A 16,497-nucleotide genomic window follows, 5' to 3' on the forward strand; every position below is an offset into this window, starting at 1 on the left:
GTATACTCTTTTATAATATCTTGAGTAAATCGGGCTGGGCAGCGGTATAGCTGAAAGGGTTTTCAGATTTCTTTAACTCTTCTTCGTTATCTTTACCATCTTCGCCGAAACGGCTGGTTTTCCCCCTGTTCCGCTATTCGCCCTCCCCGAAAAATTATATAATACCTCTAACCATATGAATCATCACCAAGGAGCAGTCTGCATGTCCAACAAGCCTATCCTGCGCTGGCTCAGCCTTCGCCCGGTTTCCGCATTGTTTACCCGTATTCCTGTGCGGAACAAAATTGTAATTATCATCGTTCTGCTGATTCTTCTGCCGATGACGGTCGCCGGCTGCTATTTCTACTGGAACATCTCCCAGATTCTAACCAGGAATGCCAATGCCAATCTGTCCCTGCTGATCCGCCAGACCAACGACAATATCGAGAAATCCTTTCAGATTATTGATAACACCTCCCTGCACTTCCTCTCTAACAAAATGTTAAGAAGCTGGTTAATCGACAATAGGTCGCTGAGCGATGACTTCTACAAGAAATTCGTCAACAAAGCGGAAATGGAAGAGGACCTGAAGTACAGCCTCATGTTCAACAATGCCTGGAATATCAGCCTGCTCTCGACGGCATTTGTATTTTTTGATAACGACAACTATGTATCCGTTCTCAAATCACCGCCCAATATAGAACTGACTAACAAGAACAACCTCGCGGTCTATCAATCGGTCAACGGAAGAATGGTCCGGGGCAAGGAGATTCTCACGCCAAGCCTGGAGGACCCCACCATCTACTTCACCCGGGTGATGTCCAATATCAATCTTCCCCGGCAGCGTCTGGTACTGATCTTCGGCACGAAGGAGGCTGATCTGGCCGAGGAGTATTCCGGACTGCTCGATTTCACCGGTGCGCTGGCCTACATTATTGATAACCAGGGAATTATTTATTCCAGTGCCGGTAAGCAGGAGCTGGGCTCCGTTGTTCCTCCTGATATCCTGGCGCTGAAAGACAACACTGAAGTCAGGGAGGTCAAGCTGGGTCAGGAGACTTACCTGGCTGCTTCACGCAGCATTGGTACCACCGGGCTTACCTTTATTGCCGGCATCCCGAGGAAGCAGGTGCTCTCCAGACTATCCGGGAGCATGCACAACTACATATGGATCATCACCCTGATTGCCTGTGTCTCCCTGGCGGCAGGAATTGTGATTTCCCTGCGGTTTACCCGCGTCGTCCGTGATCTGCTGCGGAGTATCCGTAAAGTGAAGAAGGGGGATTACAACGCCAGGATGCCCGCCTACAAGGATGCGGAGCTGAATCAGCTAAGCAACACCTTCAACCACATGACCGACGAGATCAGCTATCTGATTAAGGAAGTGTATGAGAAGCATCTGCTCATCAAGGAATCGGAGATCAAATTTCTGCAAGCCCAGATCAATCCGCACTTCCTGTTCAATACGTTAATTACCATTGGCTACAAAGCGAAGCTGTCCAAAGATGAGACCGTTTACAAAATGGTGACCTCCCTTACAGAGCTGCTGCAGGCCAGTATATATTCGGGCAATATGGCCACCATTCCGATTCGTCAGGAGCTGGATGTCATCCGGTTTTATCTCTATCTCCAGAAAGAACGGTTTGAAGATAAGATGGAGTATACCATCGAGATCGAAGATGAAGCCCTGCTGGATCTGTACCTGCCCAAGCTGAGCGTCGAACCCTTGGTCGAGAATGCTGTGGTGCATGGGGTGGAGAAAAAGCTGGGTAAGGGCATCATCCATATCCGTATTTACCGCAGAGAGGATTCGGTTTATTTTGAGATCACAGACAATGGCAACGGATTCGAGCATGTTCCGCAGGATTGGAATAATTTCGAGAACATCACTATACGCAAACAAGGCCACAACAACATTGGCCTGATTAACACCCATAAGCGGGTCAAGCTGATCTACGGCGAGCCGTATGGAATTGAAGTGGAGAGCGAGCTGGGGACAGGTTCCAAGGTTACCCTGCACATACCGACAGATTGGGGGGGAGTACCGCATGTATAACGTGATGATTGTGGATGATGAGCCTGTGATCAAAAAAGGGCTGCAGTGCTTCATTGACTGGAGCGTTCTGCATTGTGAGGTGCTGTGCGAGGCCTCTAACGGCATGGAAGCCGTAGAAATGCTGGGCTATTATGATATAGATATTATCGTCACCGATATCCGTATGCCGGGAATGGACGGCCTTGCTCTGTCGGATTATGTACATCAGAACTTTCCGCAGATTAAGGTGATTATTCTTACCGCGTTTGCTGACTTCTCCTATGCTCAAACAGCGATTCAATATGAAGTCATCGATTTTGTAGTCAAGACCAATCCCACAGAGCAGATTCCCCGGGCCATCGCCAAGGCAACACGACTCCTGGAAAAGGAACGGGAGCAGAAACAGAAAGTGAAACAGCTGGAGAACCAGATCAATGACAACCTCTCCGAAATCAGCGAGAAATTCCTGAAGGAGGCCATCGACGGCTTGATCAGCAATGAGGCCAGTTTAATCAGCCGTACCGGCGAGCTGGGTCTGCAACTCGAGAATTATTTCGCGGTCTATCTGGAGGTTAAAGAGATGTTCAGCCCCCAAGCCCATGCCTCTGCGCCGAGCAATGACCATCACCGGTTTCTGGCTTCCATCCGCCAATTCCTGACACTGGCGTTCGCGGACCGCCCCTTAACGATTTTGAATATGGATAAAAGCACCCTGCTGGTGATCGTCTCCATGGATGGCGGCAATGCCCCCGTCTCTACCCAGTCCCTGCTCACCATCAGCAATGAAATTCTGGCCATGGCGGAGCACTTCCGGCAATACCATGTCAATATCGGGATCAGCCTGCTGCACCGGGATGTCCTGACCTTGCCCAGAGCCTATCAGGAGGCCCGGGAGGCGCTGCAAGGCAGCTTTTATAACGATAATTATGTCGCCGTATACATGCCTCATCCGAACCAGACCCTGACTCCGGGAGCGCCGCCCCATCATGCTGCCGAGCAAATTGCCGGGTATCTGCAGCAAGGGCAGAGTGATCAGGCGATCCAGCAGCTCAATCAATTGCTGGAGGGCTACCGGAGCAGCCAAGAGCCGATCGAGAATGTCAAAGTGGCTTGTCTGCTCATCGGGTCCTACTGCTTCCGTCTGCTGAGCGCCAGCCAGCCCTTCGCCCCGGAGATGGAGGAGAGCCAGTCGGCAGTATATAAGCAGATCCAGGAGAGCAAGAGCATCCAGCTGCTCACCGATATCCTCATCCGCCTTATTCAGAGCTGCGCAAGAGTCATGGCACAGACGGACACACAGCCGAATTACATCGTGATCGAATGCCAGAAATATATAAGAGAGCATTACAACCAGAACCTGAATTTGCAGATTATTGCCGACCATATTCATATCAACAGCAGCTACCTCAGCCGCCTTTACAAAAAGGTAACCGGTGAGTCCATCATCGACGTCATCAACAAATACCGGATCGAAATGGCCAAGAAGCTGCTCAGGAACCCATCCAGCAAAGTATTTGAAGTCGCTGAGGCCGTTGGTATCGAGACCCCGGCCTATTTCACCCATGTCTTCTCCAAATACACCGGGATGAGCCCCAAGGAATACAAGCTGAATTATTCGCAGATGAATTAAGCCAGAGCCTACTCTTCACTTTTCATCATATGTTCTTCTCTATACTGGCCGGGACTTACACCCACAACCTTCTTGAACACCTGGCAGAAATACCGCTGGTTATCATAGCCGACCCTTTCGGATATTTTGAAGATTTTGAAGCTGCTTTCTCTCAGCATCTTTTTCGCTGTCTGAATGCGCAGCAACGTGATATATTCCAGAATGGTCTGTCCGGTCGACTTGGAATACAAGTTGCTTACATAGGAAGAATTGAGCCCGAACCGTTCGGCCAGTTGATCCAGCCCAATATTTTCATGGTAATGGGCTTCAAGATACGCTTTGATTTCCTGAACCACCTTTTCCTTCATCGTAGTCTTGGTTACACTCAGATAAAATTGCACACTCTTCGCTAAATCCTGCAACTGTTGCTGCAAAGACGCCCAGTCCGGCGTGTCCAGTATCCTGTCCATCAGCTGGGGGCGGGCGCCGATCACTTTCTCAATCTTGATTCCATAGTCCTGTTCGATCAGATCGAGCATCCGGTTCCCCCACTCTATGCCTGCCTTCTTCAGCAGAACAGGAGCCATCAGCCGGCCCGTCCCCCATTCCGTCCAGCGTTCAAGCATCTCCTCGAACTCCTTCTGTTCGTAACGGACGAAGGACTGGAGGTAGTCAGACCACTCGCTCAGCCACTGCCCGGATACGCGGGTAATTTCCTCTAAGCGGCTCCCCTCCATAACCGGAACCCCAAAGAATACTCCCATTTCACATGCCTTATCGGCTGCCGCAAAAGAGAGATTTGCCTGTGTAATTCCAGCTACAACCGGCCCCAGTCCAAACGACAATGAAATATCGTCCGCTGAGCTGTCCTTCGAGAAGGCTTCGGCTGCAGCCAGCACAATTTCTGTTAATGGCTCATTGACCTCCATGGCCCCCATACACAATAAGATGACTTTCTGCTGCTCGTAGAGCAGGTCCACAACGATTCCGCGATTCGTCAAAAAGCTGAGGAGAGCATCCGTAGCGCCATTATTCTTCAATCGTTCAAGCCACAGCGTCTGTGTACTTCCAATCACGAGAACCGCAAACTGGTTATACCGTTCGTAGGGCGTCTGATCGAACGATGGGCGTTTGGCATGGACGATTAGATCTGTAAACGCCGCCCGGTCCAAGGCTGCCACATTCCGAAGCTCAGGGCGATTCTCCGTGGCATCCGCTTTACGCTCCAGACGCTTGAGCGCTCTTGAGACCGTCTTGGCTACTTCCTCCAGCTCTGCCGGCTTGATCAGATAATCCACAGCCTCCAGCTTGATGGCTTCTTTGGCATATTCGAACTCGGAATACCCGCTAATGATGATACATTCCGCTTTATGGCCCTTCTCCTTCAAGACACGGATCAGCTCCAGCCCATTCAGGCCGGGCATCCGGATATCTGTCAGCACAATGTCCGGATCGGACTGAAGAATCCGTTCCAGGGCTTGCTTGCCGTTAGTTGCCGTCCCCACGATCCCTATCCCATACGCGTTCCAGTCGATCACAGCCGATAATGTCTCCACCACCAGCTGTTCATCATCCGCTATAAACAGTTTATACATGATGTAATCCCACCTTCATAGCCGGTCTTCATCCATGATTCCGATCCTTAGGGTAACTTTGGTTCCGGTGCCTGGAATGCTGTCTATGCGCAGCCCGTGGTTCTGGCCATAATGCAATTGAATCCTCTCCTGGATGTTCCTTAATGCATATCCCTTAGGCTGCGTAACCGCAGGATCAAAGCCTACGCCGTCATCCTCGACCTCGAATACAAGCGTCTCTCCTTCGATACGTCCCCGAATATAAATATTCCCTTGGCTCTCCTTCAGCTCGATTCCATGAAAAATCGCATTCTCCACCAGCGGCTGTATCAGGAGCTTAAGCATACGGATATGCTCAATTTCCGGCTCAAGCTCAATGGTCACCTCGAACTTTCCGTTATAGCGGATATTTTGAATCTCCAAATAATTTTTCACCTGGTCGATCTCATTGCGGACTGTGGTAATGTAGTCCCCGTTATTCAAGCTTAACTTAAACATGTTAGACAGCGACATGACCATTTTCGAGATGTTTTTGGCACTGATTCGTTCAGCCATCAGATAGATGGAATTCAGCGTATTGTACAGGAAGTGAGGGTTGATTTGACTTTGCAGCGCGTGCAGCTCTGCTTCCCGCTCCTTCAGCCTGGCTTCTATTAATTTGTCCGATAATTCAGAGTTGGTGCGGAAGGTCCTCAAGAACTGATTGCCTATTTTCCCGATTTCATCTTCCTCCTGAAAGAGGATTCCTTCGATCCTCTCCCGTTTGGCCGCTTTTCTGGCAACAGAGGAGAGTAAAGTCAATTGCTTCGTGATACGCTTCGAGATTAAATACGAACCATAGGCAGCCAGCAGGAAAGCCACCATTGTCAGTGTTAGCGTAATATTACGTATCCAGACAATTTCCGAATTGATATTAGAATAAGGGATCATGCTGACCACTTTCCACCGGGTTACCGGATTGGTATCGAAGGTGATGACATACCGTTCTCCGCCCATCGTCTCAATCCGGGTCCCCCGTTCAGGCAAGCCGTAGAGCAGATCCATTTCTTTTGGAGGAAGCTGCTTCAGGTCGGCCGTGCGGGAGTTATAATAAATGACTTTATTCTGCTCCAGGATCATCAAATTCCCGTTTTCCGCATTGGAAATATTCCGGAACATCTCATCGAAGACCCGCCTGTCGATTGAAATGATTAACATGCCGATCGGTTCGAGCGTCTCCAGGTTGTTTAACTGTTTACCGTACAGCAGCAGGTTCGGAGTGTCCTTGACAAGCCGGACTTCATCGCTGTTCAGCCACAAGCCCCGCCCGCCCATATCTCCCACCTGTTGATACCATTTCGTCCGTGAGACCGCCTGATAGATATTGTCGTACGCTAACCTGTCCCATTGGTTTGTAGTAATCAGTTCCCTTTGCCCGCTGCCCACGTAAACGTAACGTATATAGGATTTGTTGTTGGTAATATTGACGATCAGGCTGCGGGTCGCATTTTGAAGGTCATAGATCTCCTTGAAATCATTCTTGCTATAGGCAAGGAAATTCTGAACGTCACGGGAGGACAACATCAGCTTCGAAATCGCCTCCACATCGTTCACGAACGTCTGGATATTCCAATTGATGGAGCCCAGCAGATTGGAGGTGGTGTCGGACATCTTGTTTTCGATCACTTTGCTTAAATAGACGAAGGTTAAGGAAGCAATCAGCACAAGCGGCAGCAAGGAACAGGCGATGGACAGTATAATGATTTTGCTGCGGATGCTGATCGACAGGAACAGCCGGTGTATTTTCATGAGATCCCCCTGACCCTGCAAAGTTGCAGCCTGGTACTTTCAGTATACCTTCTGGCAAAGGGATATGGGAGATCAACCTTTCGTTGCTCCTGCCGTCATGCCGGAAATGACGCTCTTGTTGAAAATGAAGTAGACCACCATCGTCGGAATGGTCGTGATGCTAATGGCCGCAAAGGTCGCTCCCCAATCCGTCAAACCGTACTGTCCGATATAATCCATTAAGCCAACTGGAATGGTCCGTGATTTCAGATCATGAATAAACGTATTGGCGAATATAAATTCATTCCAGACGAATATCAGATTCATAACAACGACTGTGACGATCGTATTCCGGGATAGAGGGAAAATCATCCGCCAGAACACCTGATACACACCGCAGCCATCCATTACAGCGGCCTCCATGATCTCATTCGAAATGTATTTATAGAAGCTCACGAACAGATAAATCGAGATCGGCAGGGCAAAACCTACTTGGGGCAAAATAAGAGAAGCAAGCGTATTGATGATTCCTATTTTGTTATAAAGAATGAACAGCGGGATGAGCACGACCTGAATCGGGATCATAATGCCGCACAGAAATAAGAACAGCACACTTTGACTCCATTTAAACGACATCTTCTCGATCACAAAAGCGGCCATGGCACTGAATAAGATCACAAGCACGATGGTCGTCACAGCGACTATGATACTATTGGAGAAATAAGTCCCCAGGTTCCCTTTGCTCCACACATTGAAATAATTATCGAAGGTGTATTGGCTTGGCAGGCTGAGCGGATTATCCCCTGAGAAATCATTAGGCCCCTTAAAACTGGAGATGAACACCCAGACCAGCGGATACACTTGAATGACAAGCAGTGCAAAGGAAACAATTAGAAGGACCGCCTTGGAATAGCCAGAAATTTTCATCATCAGGTCTCCTTACTGTCCATCATCCGTCTGATAAAGGCAACTGCAATGAGGCTTTCAATGACGATAAATACAGCCATCGCGCTGCCATAGCCGAAGTCCAGACTGGAGAATGCGGTTTTATACATATAGGTTGGCAATAATTCGGTTACGCGGCCAGGTCCCCCGTTCGTCATGATATACGGGATGTCGAACCCTTTCAGCGCCCCTGTAGTCGCCATAATAATTGAGACCATCAGAACCGGCTTGATCAGCGGCATTTTGATCGAACGAAACAGCTTCCACGAAGAAGCTCCGTCCATTCTGGCCGCCTCCTCGATATCGGCAGGAATGGAGATCAACGCACTATACAGGATAATCATATAAAGACCGATATAACGCCAGCCTTCAGGTACCGATACCGCACTCAGAGCCCAATGGAGGTCGGACAGCCAAGGTTTGCTCCAGTCGCCAAGACCGATCTGCTGCAGGCAATAGTTCAGGATTCCGACCGGCTCGAACGAATACACATTTTGGAACAACTGGGCTATCGCTACTGAGGTGATGATGGCAGGGGCAAAATATAAGGTTTTGAACAATTCTCTCCCTTTGGTGATGCTGGTCAGCAGGATGGCAACCAGCAAACCGAGCAGCACCTGCATGGCTACAATAATGGAGACATAGATCAGATTGTTGCTGAATGCCTTCCAGAATGTCTTATCTCCGCCGAACATCTTGGTGTAATTGTCAAAGCCGATATAGAGCATATCGGATACTCCGTCCCAGGAGAAGAAACTGAAATACATCGACCAAAGAATAGGCGCCAGCACGGTGAGCAAATACACCAGTAATGCAGGCAGCAGAAAGACGAGAGCGGCTTTGCGGTTGCGCAGGACTTTATCCATAGGCTTGCTCATTCCCTAATTTTAGTTTTATTGTACTTACAGCAGCCAACCGGCTTGCGGCCGGCCGCTATGTTCAGCAATGCTATTTGAAGTATTTCGGTGCGTTTTCTTTAATCGCCTGATCCATTAGTTCGGCAAATTCTTCCGGAGTATGGGCTCCCAGAGCCAGGGCATTCAATTCGTTGCCGAGCAGCTCATTCGTGGCCGGATCAAGGCGCGTATCCCACGGGACCGCAAAGACGTTACCGGATTTCGCGATTTCATCTTGAATCTTGTAGAAGAGCTCCGGCATCCCCTGCTCTTGATCAAGTGAATAATTGAAAGGCGAGAATTGGCCTTTCTCCGTATAGGCCTTAGGGTATTGCTCCAGAAGGAATTTGACGAATTCCTTCATCGTATCATCGAAGGTCTCCTGGTTGAAGGCAACGCCGATGCCTGAGTTGATAAAATAATCATTGTCAGCCGTTGTGGCGCCTTCCATCATGGGAAGCCGGAAAAACCCGATATTGTCCTTCATTTCCGCGCTTACTTTATCATTTACGAAGTTCATGGTCTCCCATGAACCCATGTAATACATGCCGGCTTTGCCGCTCAGGTACAAATCTCGCGCTGCGGTGTAATCCGTTGCAGTGAATCCTTGCTGAAAGTACCCTTTGGTGCCCAGGTCATGAACAAACTTAATCCCTTCCATGCCGGCCGGGTCCTTGAAGGATGCTTTGCCCTGCTTTACATTCTCGATGAAATCATTGCCTGTCATGCGGAACGGTTTGTACGCCAGGTATCTTAGAACCGGCCATTTATCCTTGCCGTCGACAGCAATCGGCGTAACCCCGCTTTGCTTCAGCTTCTCGGCAACCTCCATGAACTCATCGAACGTCTTCGGCGGCTCCAGGCCAAGATCCTTGAACATCTTGATGTTGTACCAGAATACCTCGATTCCATATTCCAGCGGGAAAGTATACATGCTGCCGTCTGCGAACTGCTGGTATTGCAGGGCCACCGGACGGAAATCCTTATATTTCCCCAGCTCCTCCAGCAGTTTTTTCATATCGACCAGTTTGCCCTGCTCCACCAGCTTGGAAGCATAGGCATCCGGATCTGTATCAAACATGGCGGGCATCTCATTGCTGGCAATCAAGGTCCGCAGCTTCTGCAGATAGGATGGGCGGTCACCCGTGCCCTCCAGAACCAGCTCGAATTCCGGATGCGTCCGGGAGAACTCCTCTGCAATTTCTTTTACAGTTACAGCCGGAGGGCTGTCTACGCCGCGGGCCACGAACCACTTGTATGTTTTCTTGTCCACCTTCTGCGGATTTGCCGATCCGGTTTCTGAAGCGCCCTTATTCGTATTTGTGCCTCCGCATGCGCTCACCGTCGCCGCCAGGACAACCAGTGATAACGAGAGAGTCAGCCATTTGACATAACGTTTCATTTATAAGACCTCCTGTTAGTTGGGAACCGCAAGGGATGCCTGTTCAAAGTTTGCCCGGCCTTCCTGAACAAAACAGCCCCAGTTGCCGGTTTTTAAATTATACAAACGTGTAGTCATGGCGACCTGATCGGCCAAGTATACGACGCAAACCGAATTCTCCACAACGATCTCGATATTATAATTCGTATCGGCATGTAATTCTACCGGCACCTCCAGCTCCACCGCATGCGGGTGGTCTCCTTTGATATGCCACTGCATCTCCCCCTCGATCCGGCGGGGCCACATATCGAACACCAGTCGGTTATGAATAGGTTCAAGGCGAATATAATAGGCGTCGTTGTTGTCCTCGCTTGCCCGAAGCATAATCCCGCAGCTTCTGGTTCCTTCGGAGAAGGATAACCGGGCTGAAATTTTGCAGGTTTCCGGCATGGAACCGGCTGAAATGCAAGAGAAGGTCTCGTCCGCCTCCGCCGCTATCCCTCCCTCTGACTCCTTCCAATCCCCAAGCCGGGAACCCCACACGGCAGCCTGTTCCTTGGCAAAATGACGGGAGACCGTCTCCGGGATACGCACTGTTAAGGTTCCATCCTGTTCCTGAACGAGTTCATGCACGACCAGATTTCCGGCCCATTGCCAATCCCCGTAATCATCCCCGTTTTCCTTGCTTGGGTCCCAGCCAAAGGCATAGCGCTTGTTTCCGTCACTCCATGTTTTGGCGGCATAGAACGCTCTGGCGTCAAACGCATCGTTTCTCGGCGCCGTCCAAGGTCCGCTTAAAGATTTACTCATGCGGTAATGGGTGACAAACCGCTCCGAGAAGGTGGAGTAGACCAGATACCACCATTCCCCGATTTGGAATAAGTCCGGGCATTCGTGCGTCACGTACATGTTCGGATTCCAGAACGGTTCGCGGATCTCCCATTGCCTCAGATCCTTCGAAGCACAGAGTCCGATGCTTCCCCGGCGCCGGGAAGGCCCTTCTTTGTTCCTGGCAGCGAGAAGCATCCAGTACTCACCCGCCTCTTCGTTCCAGAATACAAAGGGATCGCGCCAGTCATGCCTTTCATATTGAATTCCGTCGGAATAGAAGGTATCCTCGGGGATTTTCCGCCACTGCTCCATATCCGTGCTCACGGCGTGCATGACGCATTGGAGCGGCACTCCGTTCTCTACAAATTCCGGATTCGGATTGAGTCCGGTATAGAACAGATGATATTCTCCCTGGGCTTCGATGATCGAGCCCGTATAACAGTTAAGATCCTGCTCGCTCACACTTCCATGCTTCAGCATTTCGCCCATTTCTTCGTAGTGTACGAAATCACTTGTGCGGAGCTCGAACCATGAGGTTCCCTCCCCGTGAATACGCTTATTCTCCCTCCAGTCATGAAGATAGAACAAACGGAATGTACCGTCTTTATAGTAGGGAATGAGGTCTCCCACCCAGGCTCCTGCCGGCCTGTAAAATAAATCCGACAATGTTTGCAACCCCTTTCTTTTAACGTGCCTTGAGTATATAACATTAAGAAAGCGCTTTATATTCCAAGTTCTTTATCCTGTGTTCAATATTTTTGGCTTTTTATATATAAAAACCTCCGCCTGCCATCACAAAGTGGCAACCGGAGGTTCTATGATCGAATTCCTCAAAATTGTGCGCTCAACAGTCAATTCAAGCCAGTTTTCACCCCGGATGGTCTGAGTGATCCTTAGCCTTTTGCCTAAGAATGGCCTCTTGATCCGAAAGCTCCCTTATAAGCGTATATACAGAGTCCAAGGGTATTAACGCACCACAGCTTGCGCTCAATCCTGCCAGCATATTGTAGTAGAACTGAAGTTTCCGTATCTCCCGGGTAAGTTGAGCCAGTTCTGAATGGTCCGAATTCTTTTTCTTCATTACCAACACCTCGTACTTCCTTTATGAATCAAACGGTGCTTCTTTCCATCTCAAAAATGAATCAGCCGGTTCATTTCTCGGAGTATTCTTCGGCACGCGCCACCAAGTCACTCATGAATTTACCAATAGTCTGCAGTTCAGCCTCTGTATAGGATTCAATGAACTGGTAAAACCTTTCTTCTTTTTGTTTATGCATCTCTTTATGCAAATAATAAACGTGTCTTCCTGTATCCGTTAGACTAAAGTAAATCTCCTTACGATTGTTGTTCAGTTGACTTTTCATAATGAATCCCATTTCCAGCAGCTTTGAACAAATTTTATTAATGCCAGCTTTGGACAACCCCATCTTCTCCACAATCCCGGTATGATTGATCGGTTCATGATCTCCAATGCAATCAATAACGTGAACACTAGTAATATTGTTGGAGAGCATATCAATCCCGTACTTTCCGGCCTGTTGCCGGAAAGAGTTGAATTCCTGTTCTGTATACAACTCATTCAGATGCAGCATTCTAATATATTGCTCGTAAAGATGACCTTTAAAATGATTTGGAAACTCCAATTTCTCTATCTCCCCTCTCTTGTAGCAGTTGTAGACCAAGTTCAGCGTCAGCAATAGACTTTTATCTTTTTTGTTCGCTAGTGAACAAAAATCATGTTAGCACAATTGATATTGATTATCAATATCATCTTCACAAGTTACAATCATTCTGCTATAATAACACCAAAATACCAAACATCCTACGTTTGGCAAAGGAGTGATACCGTTGTTAACTCAAACTCAACGTTTAACCTTGGTGGAACAGGTGGCTTACCAGATCCAGGGGAAGATCGAAAACAGCGAATGGCCAATAGGGATGCGTATTCCTCCAGAGCCCGAGCTGATGCAACAGCTTCAAGTTAGCCGTAATACCTTAAGGGAAGCCATTCGGGCTTTGACTTATGCGGGTCTGCTGAAGACGAGACAAGGGGATGGGACCTATGTCTGCTCCTCCAGTGTTCTGGAGTCTGTAATTAAAAAGGTGATTCAGCATACCGATCAGCTCGAGAGCCTGGAGGTTCGGTATGCATTGGAAAGAGAGGCTGCTGCCTTGGCTGCGCTCAGGAGAAGCGAAGAAGATTTGGAGGCACTTCGGACATGCTTGGACCAGTGCAGACAAGCAGCCAGCCAGCAGGATCTCAAAGCTTATGCTCACTGGGATGTCGAGTTTCACAAAATGGTGATTGCTGCTTCACATAATCAATTGATGGCGAATTTGTACAATCATATTTCCGAGGCGCTGCAAAACATGGTTTTGGAAACGAAGAATTTCAAAGATGTGGCTGCTTATCTGGACTCTCATGACCTGCTGTATCAGGCCATTGCCAATCAGGATGGCCACCAAGCCGAGGAGGCTGTTCGTGTATACATTGAACAGGCCCTGGCAGAATATCGCTTATAAACAGCATTTTCGTGTACAATACATTCCCGCTTAAGGGTACTTCCCTACATGGATGAAATTGATGATTAATTAACATAAAACTTAGGAGGCACCCTTATGAGTTCACCAGAACAATTGTTACAACAACAGGATGAAATATCCAGTACCGGTATACGCAAGCAAGCGACCCTCTGGTTCATGATCGTAGGAATTATTTTTATCGCAGCGAATTTGCGTGCTCCCCTCACATCGGTGGGACCCTTAGTCAGTCTTATCCGGGAGAACGTGCATATTTCCAATACCTTAGCAGGCCTCATTACCACAGTTCCACTTATCGCATTTGCATTGTTATCCCCTTTTGTACCCAAGTTAGGACGTAAATATGGTGTGGAACGGCTTATCCTGATTTCCCTTATTTTTTTGGTCATCGGTATTGCTGTTCGCTCGTTATCCGGAGCACTGACCTTGTACGTTGGAACCGCAGTTCTGGGGTTCGCGATTACCATATGTAATGTATTACTACCCAGCCTGATCAAACGGGAATTTCCGCAGCAAATGGGTACTATGACAGGGGTTTATTCAGTTTCCATGAATCTATGCGGGGCGATTGCTTCCGGTATTAGTATTCCCTTAGCGGTAGGGGCAGGCATGAACTGGCAAGGTGCCTTGGGAGTATGGGGGATACTGAGCGTCATCTCTATTCTCTTTTGGGTACCGCAACTCAAGGCTCCAGCGAGACTAGCCGCTGTTGCCAACAGTTCAGGGCACAACCATCAGGTCAATATATGGCGCTCTCCGTTGGCTTGGCAGGTGACTCTTTTTATGGGAATACAATCGGCCATTTTTTATGTACTGGTGGCATGGCTGCCTGAAATCCTAAAAGATCAAGGTATCAGTTCAAGTCAATCCGGCTGGTTCCTCTCGGTGCTGATTATGGCGTCGCTCCCCTTTGCATTTATCGTTCCAGTGATGGCTGGCCGCATGTCTAGCCAACGGTTATTAGTGGTGATTACAACCATACTGCTATTGACCGGGACACTTGGACTTCTCTATAGCAGTATCCAGCTGCTTCTGTTTTGGGTTATTATTCTTGGTATTGGAGCGGGCTTTGCCTTTGGCTTGTCCATGATGTTTTTTGGCTTGCGTACCCAAAATGCCCATCAGGCGGCTGAATTATCAGGCATGGCCCAATCCATCGGATATCTGCTAGCCGCAATGGGTCCAGCGCTGATTGGATACCTGCATGATGCCAGTCATAGTTGGAGCGTTCCACTTCTGATATTGGTTGGTGCTTCTCTTCTGCTCGGTATCGTTGGCCTTGGTGCTGGTAGAAATCAATTCATTGGTTCTGCGAAGTAAGAAGGCTTCCTGGCTCTGTGTATGTTAGTACACAGGGCCAGTTCTATATTGCAAAGGGTTCGATGATGTCATCTCTGGAACGGTAACACCAGTCTCTTCCTTTGTAGGGTTCGTGGCAGCCATTAAAATAAAAAAGAGTTCATGTAATTGTATAAAATACAATTCATGAACTCTTTTTGGGATACCGGCGAGAGGACTCGAACCTCCACGGTTTCCCACTCGATTTTGAGTCGAGCGCGTCTGCCATTCCGCCACGCCGGCTTAATATAAGATTATATCCACTAAGGACAATTATACTTTGAATAGGTAAGTAACTTGGTTATGTTATGAAGTAAAGAATGGCGCGCCCTGAGAGATTCGAACTCCCGGCCTTTTGATTCGTAGTCAAACGCTCTATCCAGCTGAGCTAAGGGCGCAAAATATGGAGCGGACGACGGGAATCGAACCCGCGACCCTCGCCTTGGCAAGGCGATGCTCTACCGCTGAGCCACGTCCGCACACGGTATGTATTCAATGGATTACTTAAGTAAAAAATGGCGGAACCGACGGGATTCGAACCCGCGATCTCCTGCGTGACAGGCAGGCATGTTAGGCCAACTACACCACGGTTCCAAATAATTGCGGGGGCAGGATTTGAACCTGCGGCCTTCGGGTTATGAGCCCGACGAGCTACCGGGCTGCTCCACCCCGCGTCAGTAATAATATTCTCTTCTATTCTGCAAAGTCTGCATGGTGGAGGCTGAGGGGTTCGAACCCCCGACCCTCTGCTTGTAAGGCAGATGCTCTCCCAGCTGAGCTAAGCCTCCATCGAAGAAGCAACTTAATGATCATAACACATAATCGTGAGATATACAATCATTATTTATTTCAACTTAGAGATTGAAGAAGATTATGGTGACTCGTATGGGATTCGAACCCATGTTACCTCCGTGAAAGGGAGGTGTCTTAACCCCTTGACCAACGAGCCAGATGAATATAATATCTTTCGACAACAAAAGATATTATATCAAATATATGAGAATAATGCAATAGGAAGCAATATTATTATTAATAATCTGCTGTTTTTGTATTCCAATAGTACCTCGGGACGAGATACACGAAGGTCATTTCCCCTTCCCTCCCCGGCTTCTTACATGGCCTTAATAATCACCACGTAGAGCACCTCTCCGTCTGTGTGAGAGCCTATGAGTCCTCTTCCTTCCTTCCCTCTCTCGTTTGCTATGAAGCTCTTAGAAGAGCAGAGAACGTGAATAGCGAACTGGCTCATCAGGTTGATCCACTAGTATTAGAGAACGGTAGCCGTATATCGCCCAAGTATTGTACTTATTGCAACTTCGGATTACAACCACAGAGCACAAGAATAATGTTGTATTATGATCACGATTTAATAAGGGAACTATCTCTTCACCGCAGGCAGCGGGTTGACACGGAAATTATGAGCTTTTTGCGTCACAGTACAACAAAAAACCACCGTTGATTATCAACGGTGGTCTTAAGTGCTTGGCGGCGTCCTACTCTCCCAGGACCCTTCGGTCCAAGTACCATCGGCGCTGGAGGGCTTAACGGTCGTGTTCGGGATGGGTACGCGTGGAACCCCTCCGCTATCGCCACCAAACGGG

Annotated in this window: 11 protein-coding genes, 7 tRNA genes and 1 rRNA gene; 4 read left to right on the top strand and 15 right to left on the bottom strand. The window is 48.6% G+C overall.

Going from position 1 to position 16,497, the window contains the following annotated elements:
* Positions 1 to 202: 202 nt before the first annotated feature.
* Both HQN87_RS05275 and HQN87_RS05280 read left to right on the top strand, forming a co-directional pair.
* Positions 203 to 2,035, top strand: coding sequence for a sensor histidine kinase (locus HQN87_RS05275; RefSeq protein ID WP_173128803.1), 1,833 nt, complete (start codon positions 203 to 205; stop codon positions 2,033 to 2,035).
* Complete coding sequence (locus HQN87_RS05280; RefSeq protein ID WP_173128806.1) at positions 2,028 to 3,644, top strand: response regulator; 1,617 nt, start codon at positions 2,028 to 2,030, stop codon at positions 3,642 to 3,644. The genes HQN87_RS05275 and HQN87_RS05280 overlap by 8 nt, the downstream gene beginning before the upstream one ends.
* 8 nt (positions 3,645 to 3,652) lie before the next feature.
* On the opposite strand, the gene HQN87_RS05285 is transcribed toward HQN87_RS05280, so the two are convergent.
* The 7 genes from HQN87_RS05285 to HQN87_RS05315 all read right to left on the bottom strand — a co-directional run bounded on the left by HQN87_RS05285 (position 3,653) and on the right by HQN87_RS05315 (position 12,660).
* Positions 3,653 to 5,218: a response regulator transcription factor gene (locus tag HQN87_RS05285; protein WP_173128809.1), complete on the bottom strand. Its 1,566-nt coding sequence runs from the start codon at positions 5,216 to 5,218 to the stop codon at positions 3,653 to 3,655.
* Between the two features lie 15 nt (positions 5,219 to 5,233).
* A complete protein-coding gene (locus HQN87_RS05290; protein ID WP_173128812.1) occupies positions 5,234 to 6,985 on the bottom strand; it encodes a cache domain-containing sensor histidine kinase in 1,752 nt (583 codons plus the stop codon).
* A gap of 72 nt (positions 6,986 to 7,057) precedes the next feature.
* On the bottom strand, positions 7,058 to 7,894 hold the full coding sequence (locus HQN87_RS05295; RefSeq protein WP_254075355.1) for a carbohydrate ABC transporter permease: 837 nt from the start codon (positions 7,892 to 7,894) through the stop codon (positions 7,058 to 7,060).
* Complete coding sequence (locus HQN87_RS05300; protein ID WP_246552999.1) at positions 7,894 to 8,787, bottom strand: carbohydrate ABC transporter permease; 894 nt, start codon at positions 8,785 to 8,787, stop codon at positions 7,894 to 7,896. Before HQN87_RS05300 ends, HQN87_RS05295 begins: the two co-directional genes overlap by 1 nt.
* 70 nt (positions 8,788 to 8,857) lie before the next feature.
* Positions 8,858 to 10,207 (bottom strand): ABC transporter substrate-binding protein, encoded by a 1,350-nt coding sequence (locus tag HQN87_RS05305; protein WP_173128815.1) that lies wholly within the window; start codon positions 10,205 to 10,207, stop codon positions 8,858 to 8,860.
* Between the two features lie 15 nt (positions 10,208 to 10,222).
* A complete protein-coding gene (locus HQN87_RS05310) occupies positions 10,223 to 11,683 on the bottom strand; it encodes a glycoside hydrolase domain-containing protein (RefSeq protein WP_173128818.1) in 1,461 nt (486 codons plus the stop codon).
* A gap of 485 nt (positions 11,684 to 12,168) precedes the next feature.
* Complete coding sequence (locus HQN87_RS05315) at positions 12,169 to 12,660, bottom strand: MarR family transcriptional regulator (protein ID WP_173128821.1); 492 nt, start codon at positions 12,658 to 12,660, stop codon at positions 12,169 to 12,171.
* Positions 12,661 to 12,865: 205 nt separating this feature from the next.
* Between HQN87_RS05315 and HQN87_RS05320 the strand changes: the two genes are divergently transcribed.
* Both HQN87_RS05320 and HQN87_RS05325 read left to right on the top strand, forming a co-directional pair.
* Entirely contained in the window at positions 12,866 to 13,540 is a 675-nt protein-coding gene (locus HQN87_RS05320) for a FadR/GntR family transcriptional regulator (RefSeq protein ID WP_173128824.1), read from the top strand.
* Positions 13,541 to 13,636: 96 nt separating this feature from the next.
* Entirely contained in the window at positions 13,637 to 14,878 is a 1,242-nt protein-coding gene (locus HQN87_RS05325) for a CynX/NimT family MFS transporter (protein WP_173128827.1), read from the top strand.
* Between the two features lie 182 nt (positions 14,879 to 15,060).
* On the opposite strand, the gene HQN87_RS05330 is transcribed toward HQN87_RS05325, so the two are convergent.
* The 8 genes from HQN87_RS05330 to rrf all read right to left on the bottom strand — a co-directional run bounded on the left by HQN87_RS05330 (position 15,061) and on the right by rrf (position 16,493).
* Positions 15,061 to 15,139: transfer RNA gene (locus tag HQN87_RS05330), tRNA-Leu, on the bottom strand.
* 78 nt (positions 15,140 to 15,217) lie between these two features.
* Positions 15,218 to 15,294 (bottom strand) — tRNA-Arg (locus tag HQN87_RS05335).
* Between the two features lie 6 nt (positions 15,295 to 15,300).
* Positions 15,301 to 15,375: transfer RNA gene (locus HQN87_RS05340), tRNA-Gly, on the bottom strand.
* Positions 15,376 to 15,412: 37 nt separating this feature from the next.
* Positions 15,413 to 15,490 (bottom strand) — tRNA-Asp (locus HQN87_RS05345).
* Between the two features lie 6 nt (positions 15,491 to 15,496).
* Positions 15,497 to 15,570, bottom strand: a tRNA-Met gene (locus HQN87_RS05350).
* Positions 15,571 to 15,608: 38 nt separating this feature from the next.
* Positions 15,609 to 15,684: transfer RNA gene (locus tag HQN87_RS05355), tRNA-Val, on the bottom strand.
* Positions 15,685 to 15,770: 86 nt separating this feature from the next.
* Positions 15,771 to 15,845: transfer RNA gene (locus tag HQN87_RS05360), tRNA-Glu, on the bottom strand.
* A gap of 531 nt (positions 15,846 to 16,376) precedes the next feature.
* A 5S ribosomal RNA gene (rrf, locus tag HQN87_RS05365) occupies positions 16,377 to 16,493 on the bottom strand.
* Between the last annotated feature and the right edge of the window lie 4 nt (positions 16,494 to 16,497).

Source organism: Paenibacillus tritici, assembly GCF_013204885.1.
Classification (GTDB): domain Bacteria; phylum Bacillota; class Bacilli; order Paenibacillales; family Paenibacillaceae; genus Paenibacillus_AQ; species Paenibacillus_AQ tritici.

What these genes read in the sequence shown, in the direction of transcription:
- HQN87_RS05275 (WP_173128803.1), top strand. Translation starts at nt 203, where the DNA reads ATGTCCAACAAGCCTATCCTGCGCTGGCTCAGCCTTCGCCCGGTTTCC.
- HQN87_RS05280 (WP_173128806.1), top strand. Translation starts at nt 2,028, where the DNA reads ATGTATAACGTGATGATTGTGGATGATGAGCCTGTGATCAAAAAAGGG.
- HQN87_RS05285 (WP_173128809.1), bottom strand. Translation starts at nt 5,218, where the DNA reads ATGTATAAACTGTTTATAGCGGATGATGAACAGCTGGTGGTGGAGACA.
- HQN87_RS05290 (WP_173128812.1), bottom strand. Translation starts at nt 6,985, where the DNA reads ATGAAAATACACCGGCTGTTCCTGTCGATCAGCATCCGCAGCAAAATC.
- HQN87_RS05295 (WP_254075355.1), bottom strand. Translation starts at nt 7,894, where the DNA reads ATGATGAAAATTTCTGGCTATTCCAAGGCGGTCCTTCTAATTGTTTCC.
- HQN87_RS05300 (WP_246552999.1), bottom strand. Translation starts at nt 8,787, where the DNA reads ATGAGCAAGCCTATGGATAAAGTCCTGCGCAACCGCAAAGCCGCTCTC.
- HQN87_RS05305 (WP_173128815.1), bottom strand. Translation starts at nt 10,207, where the DNA reads ATGAAACGTTATGTCAAATGGCTGACTCTCTCGTTATCACTGGTTGTC.
- HQN87_RS05325 (WP_173128827.1), top strand. Translation starts at nt 13,637, where the DNA reads ATGAGTTCACCAGAACAATTGTTACAACAACAGGATGAAATATCCAGT.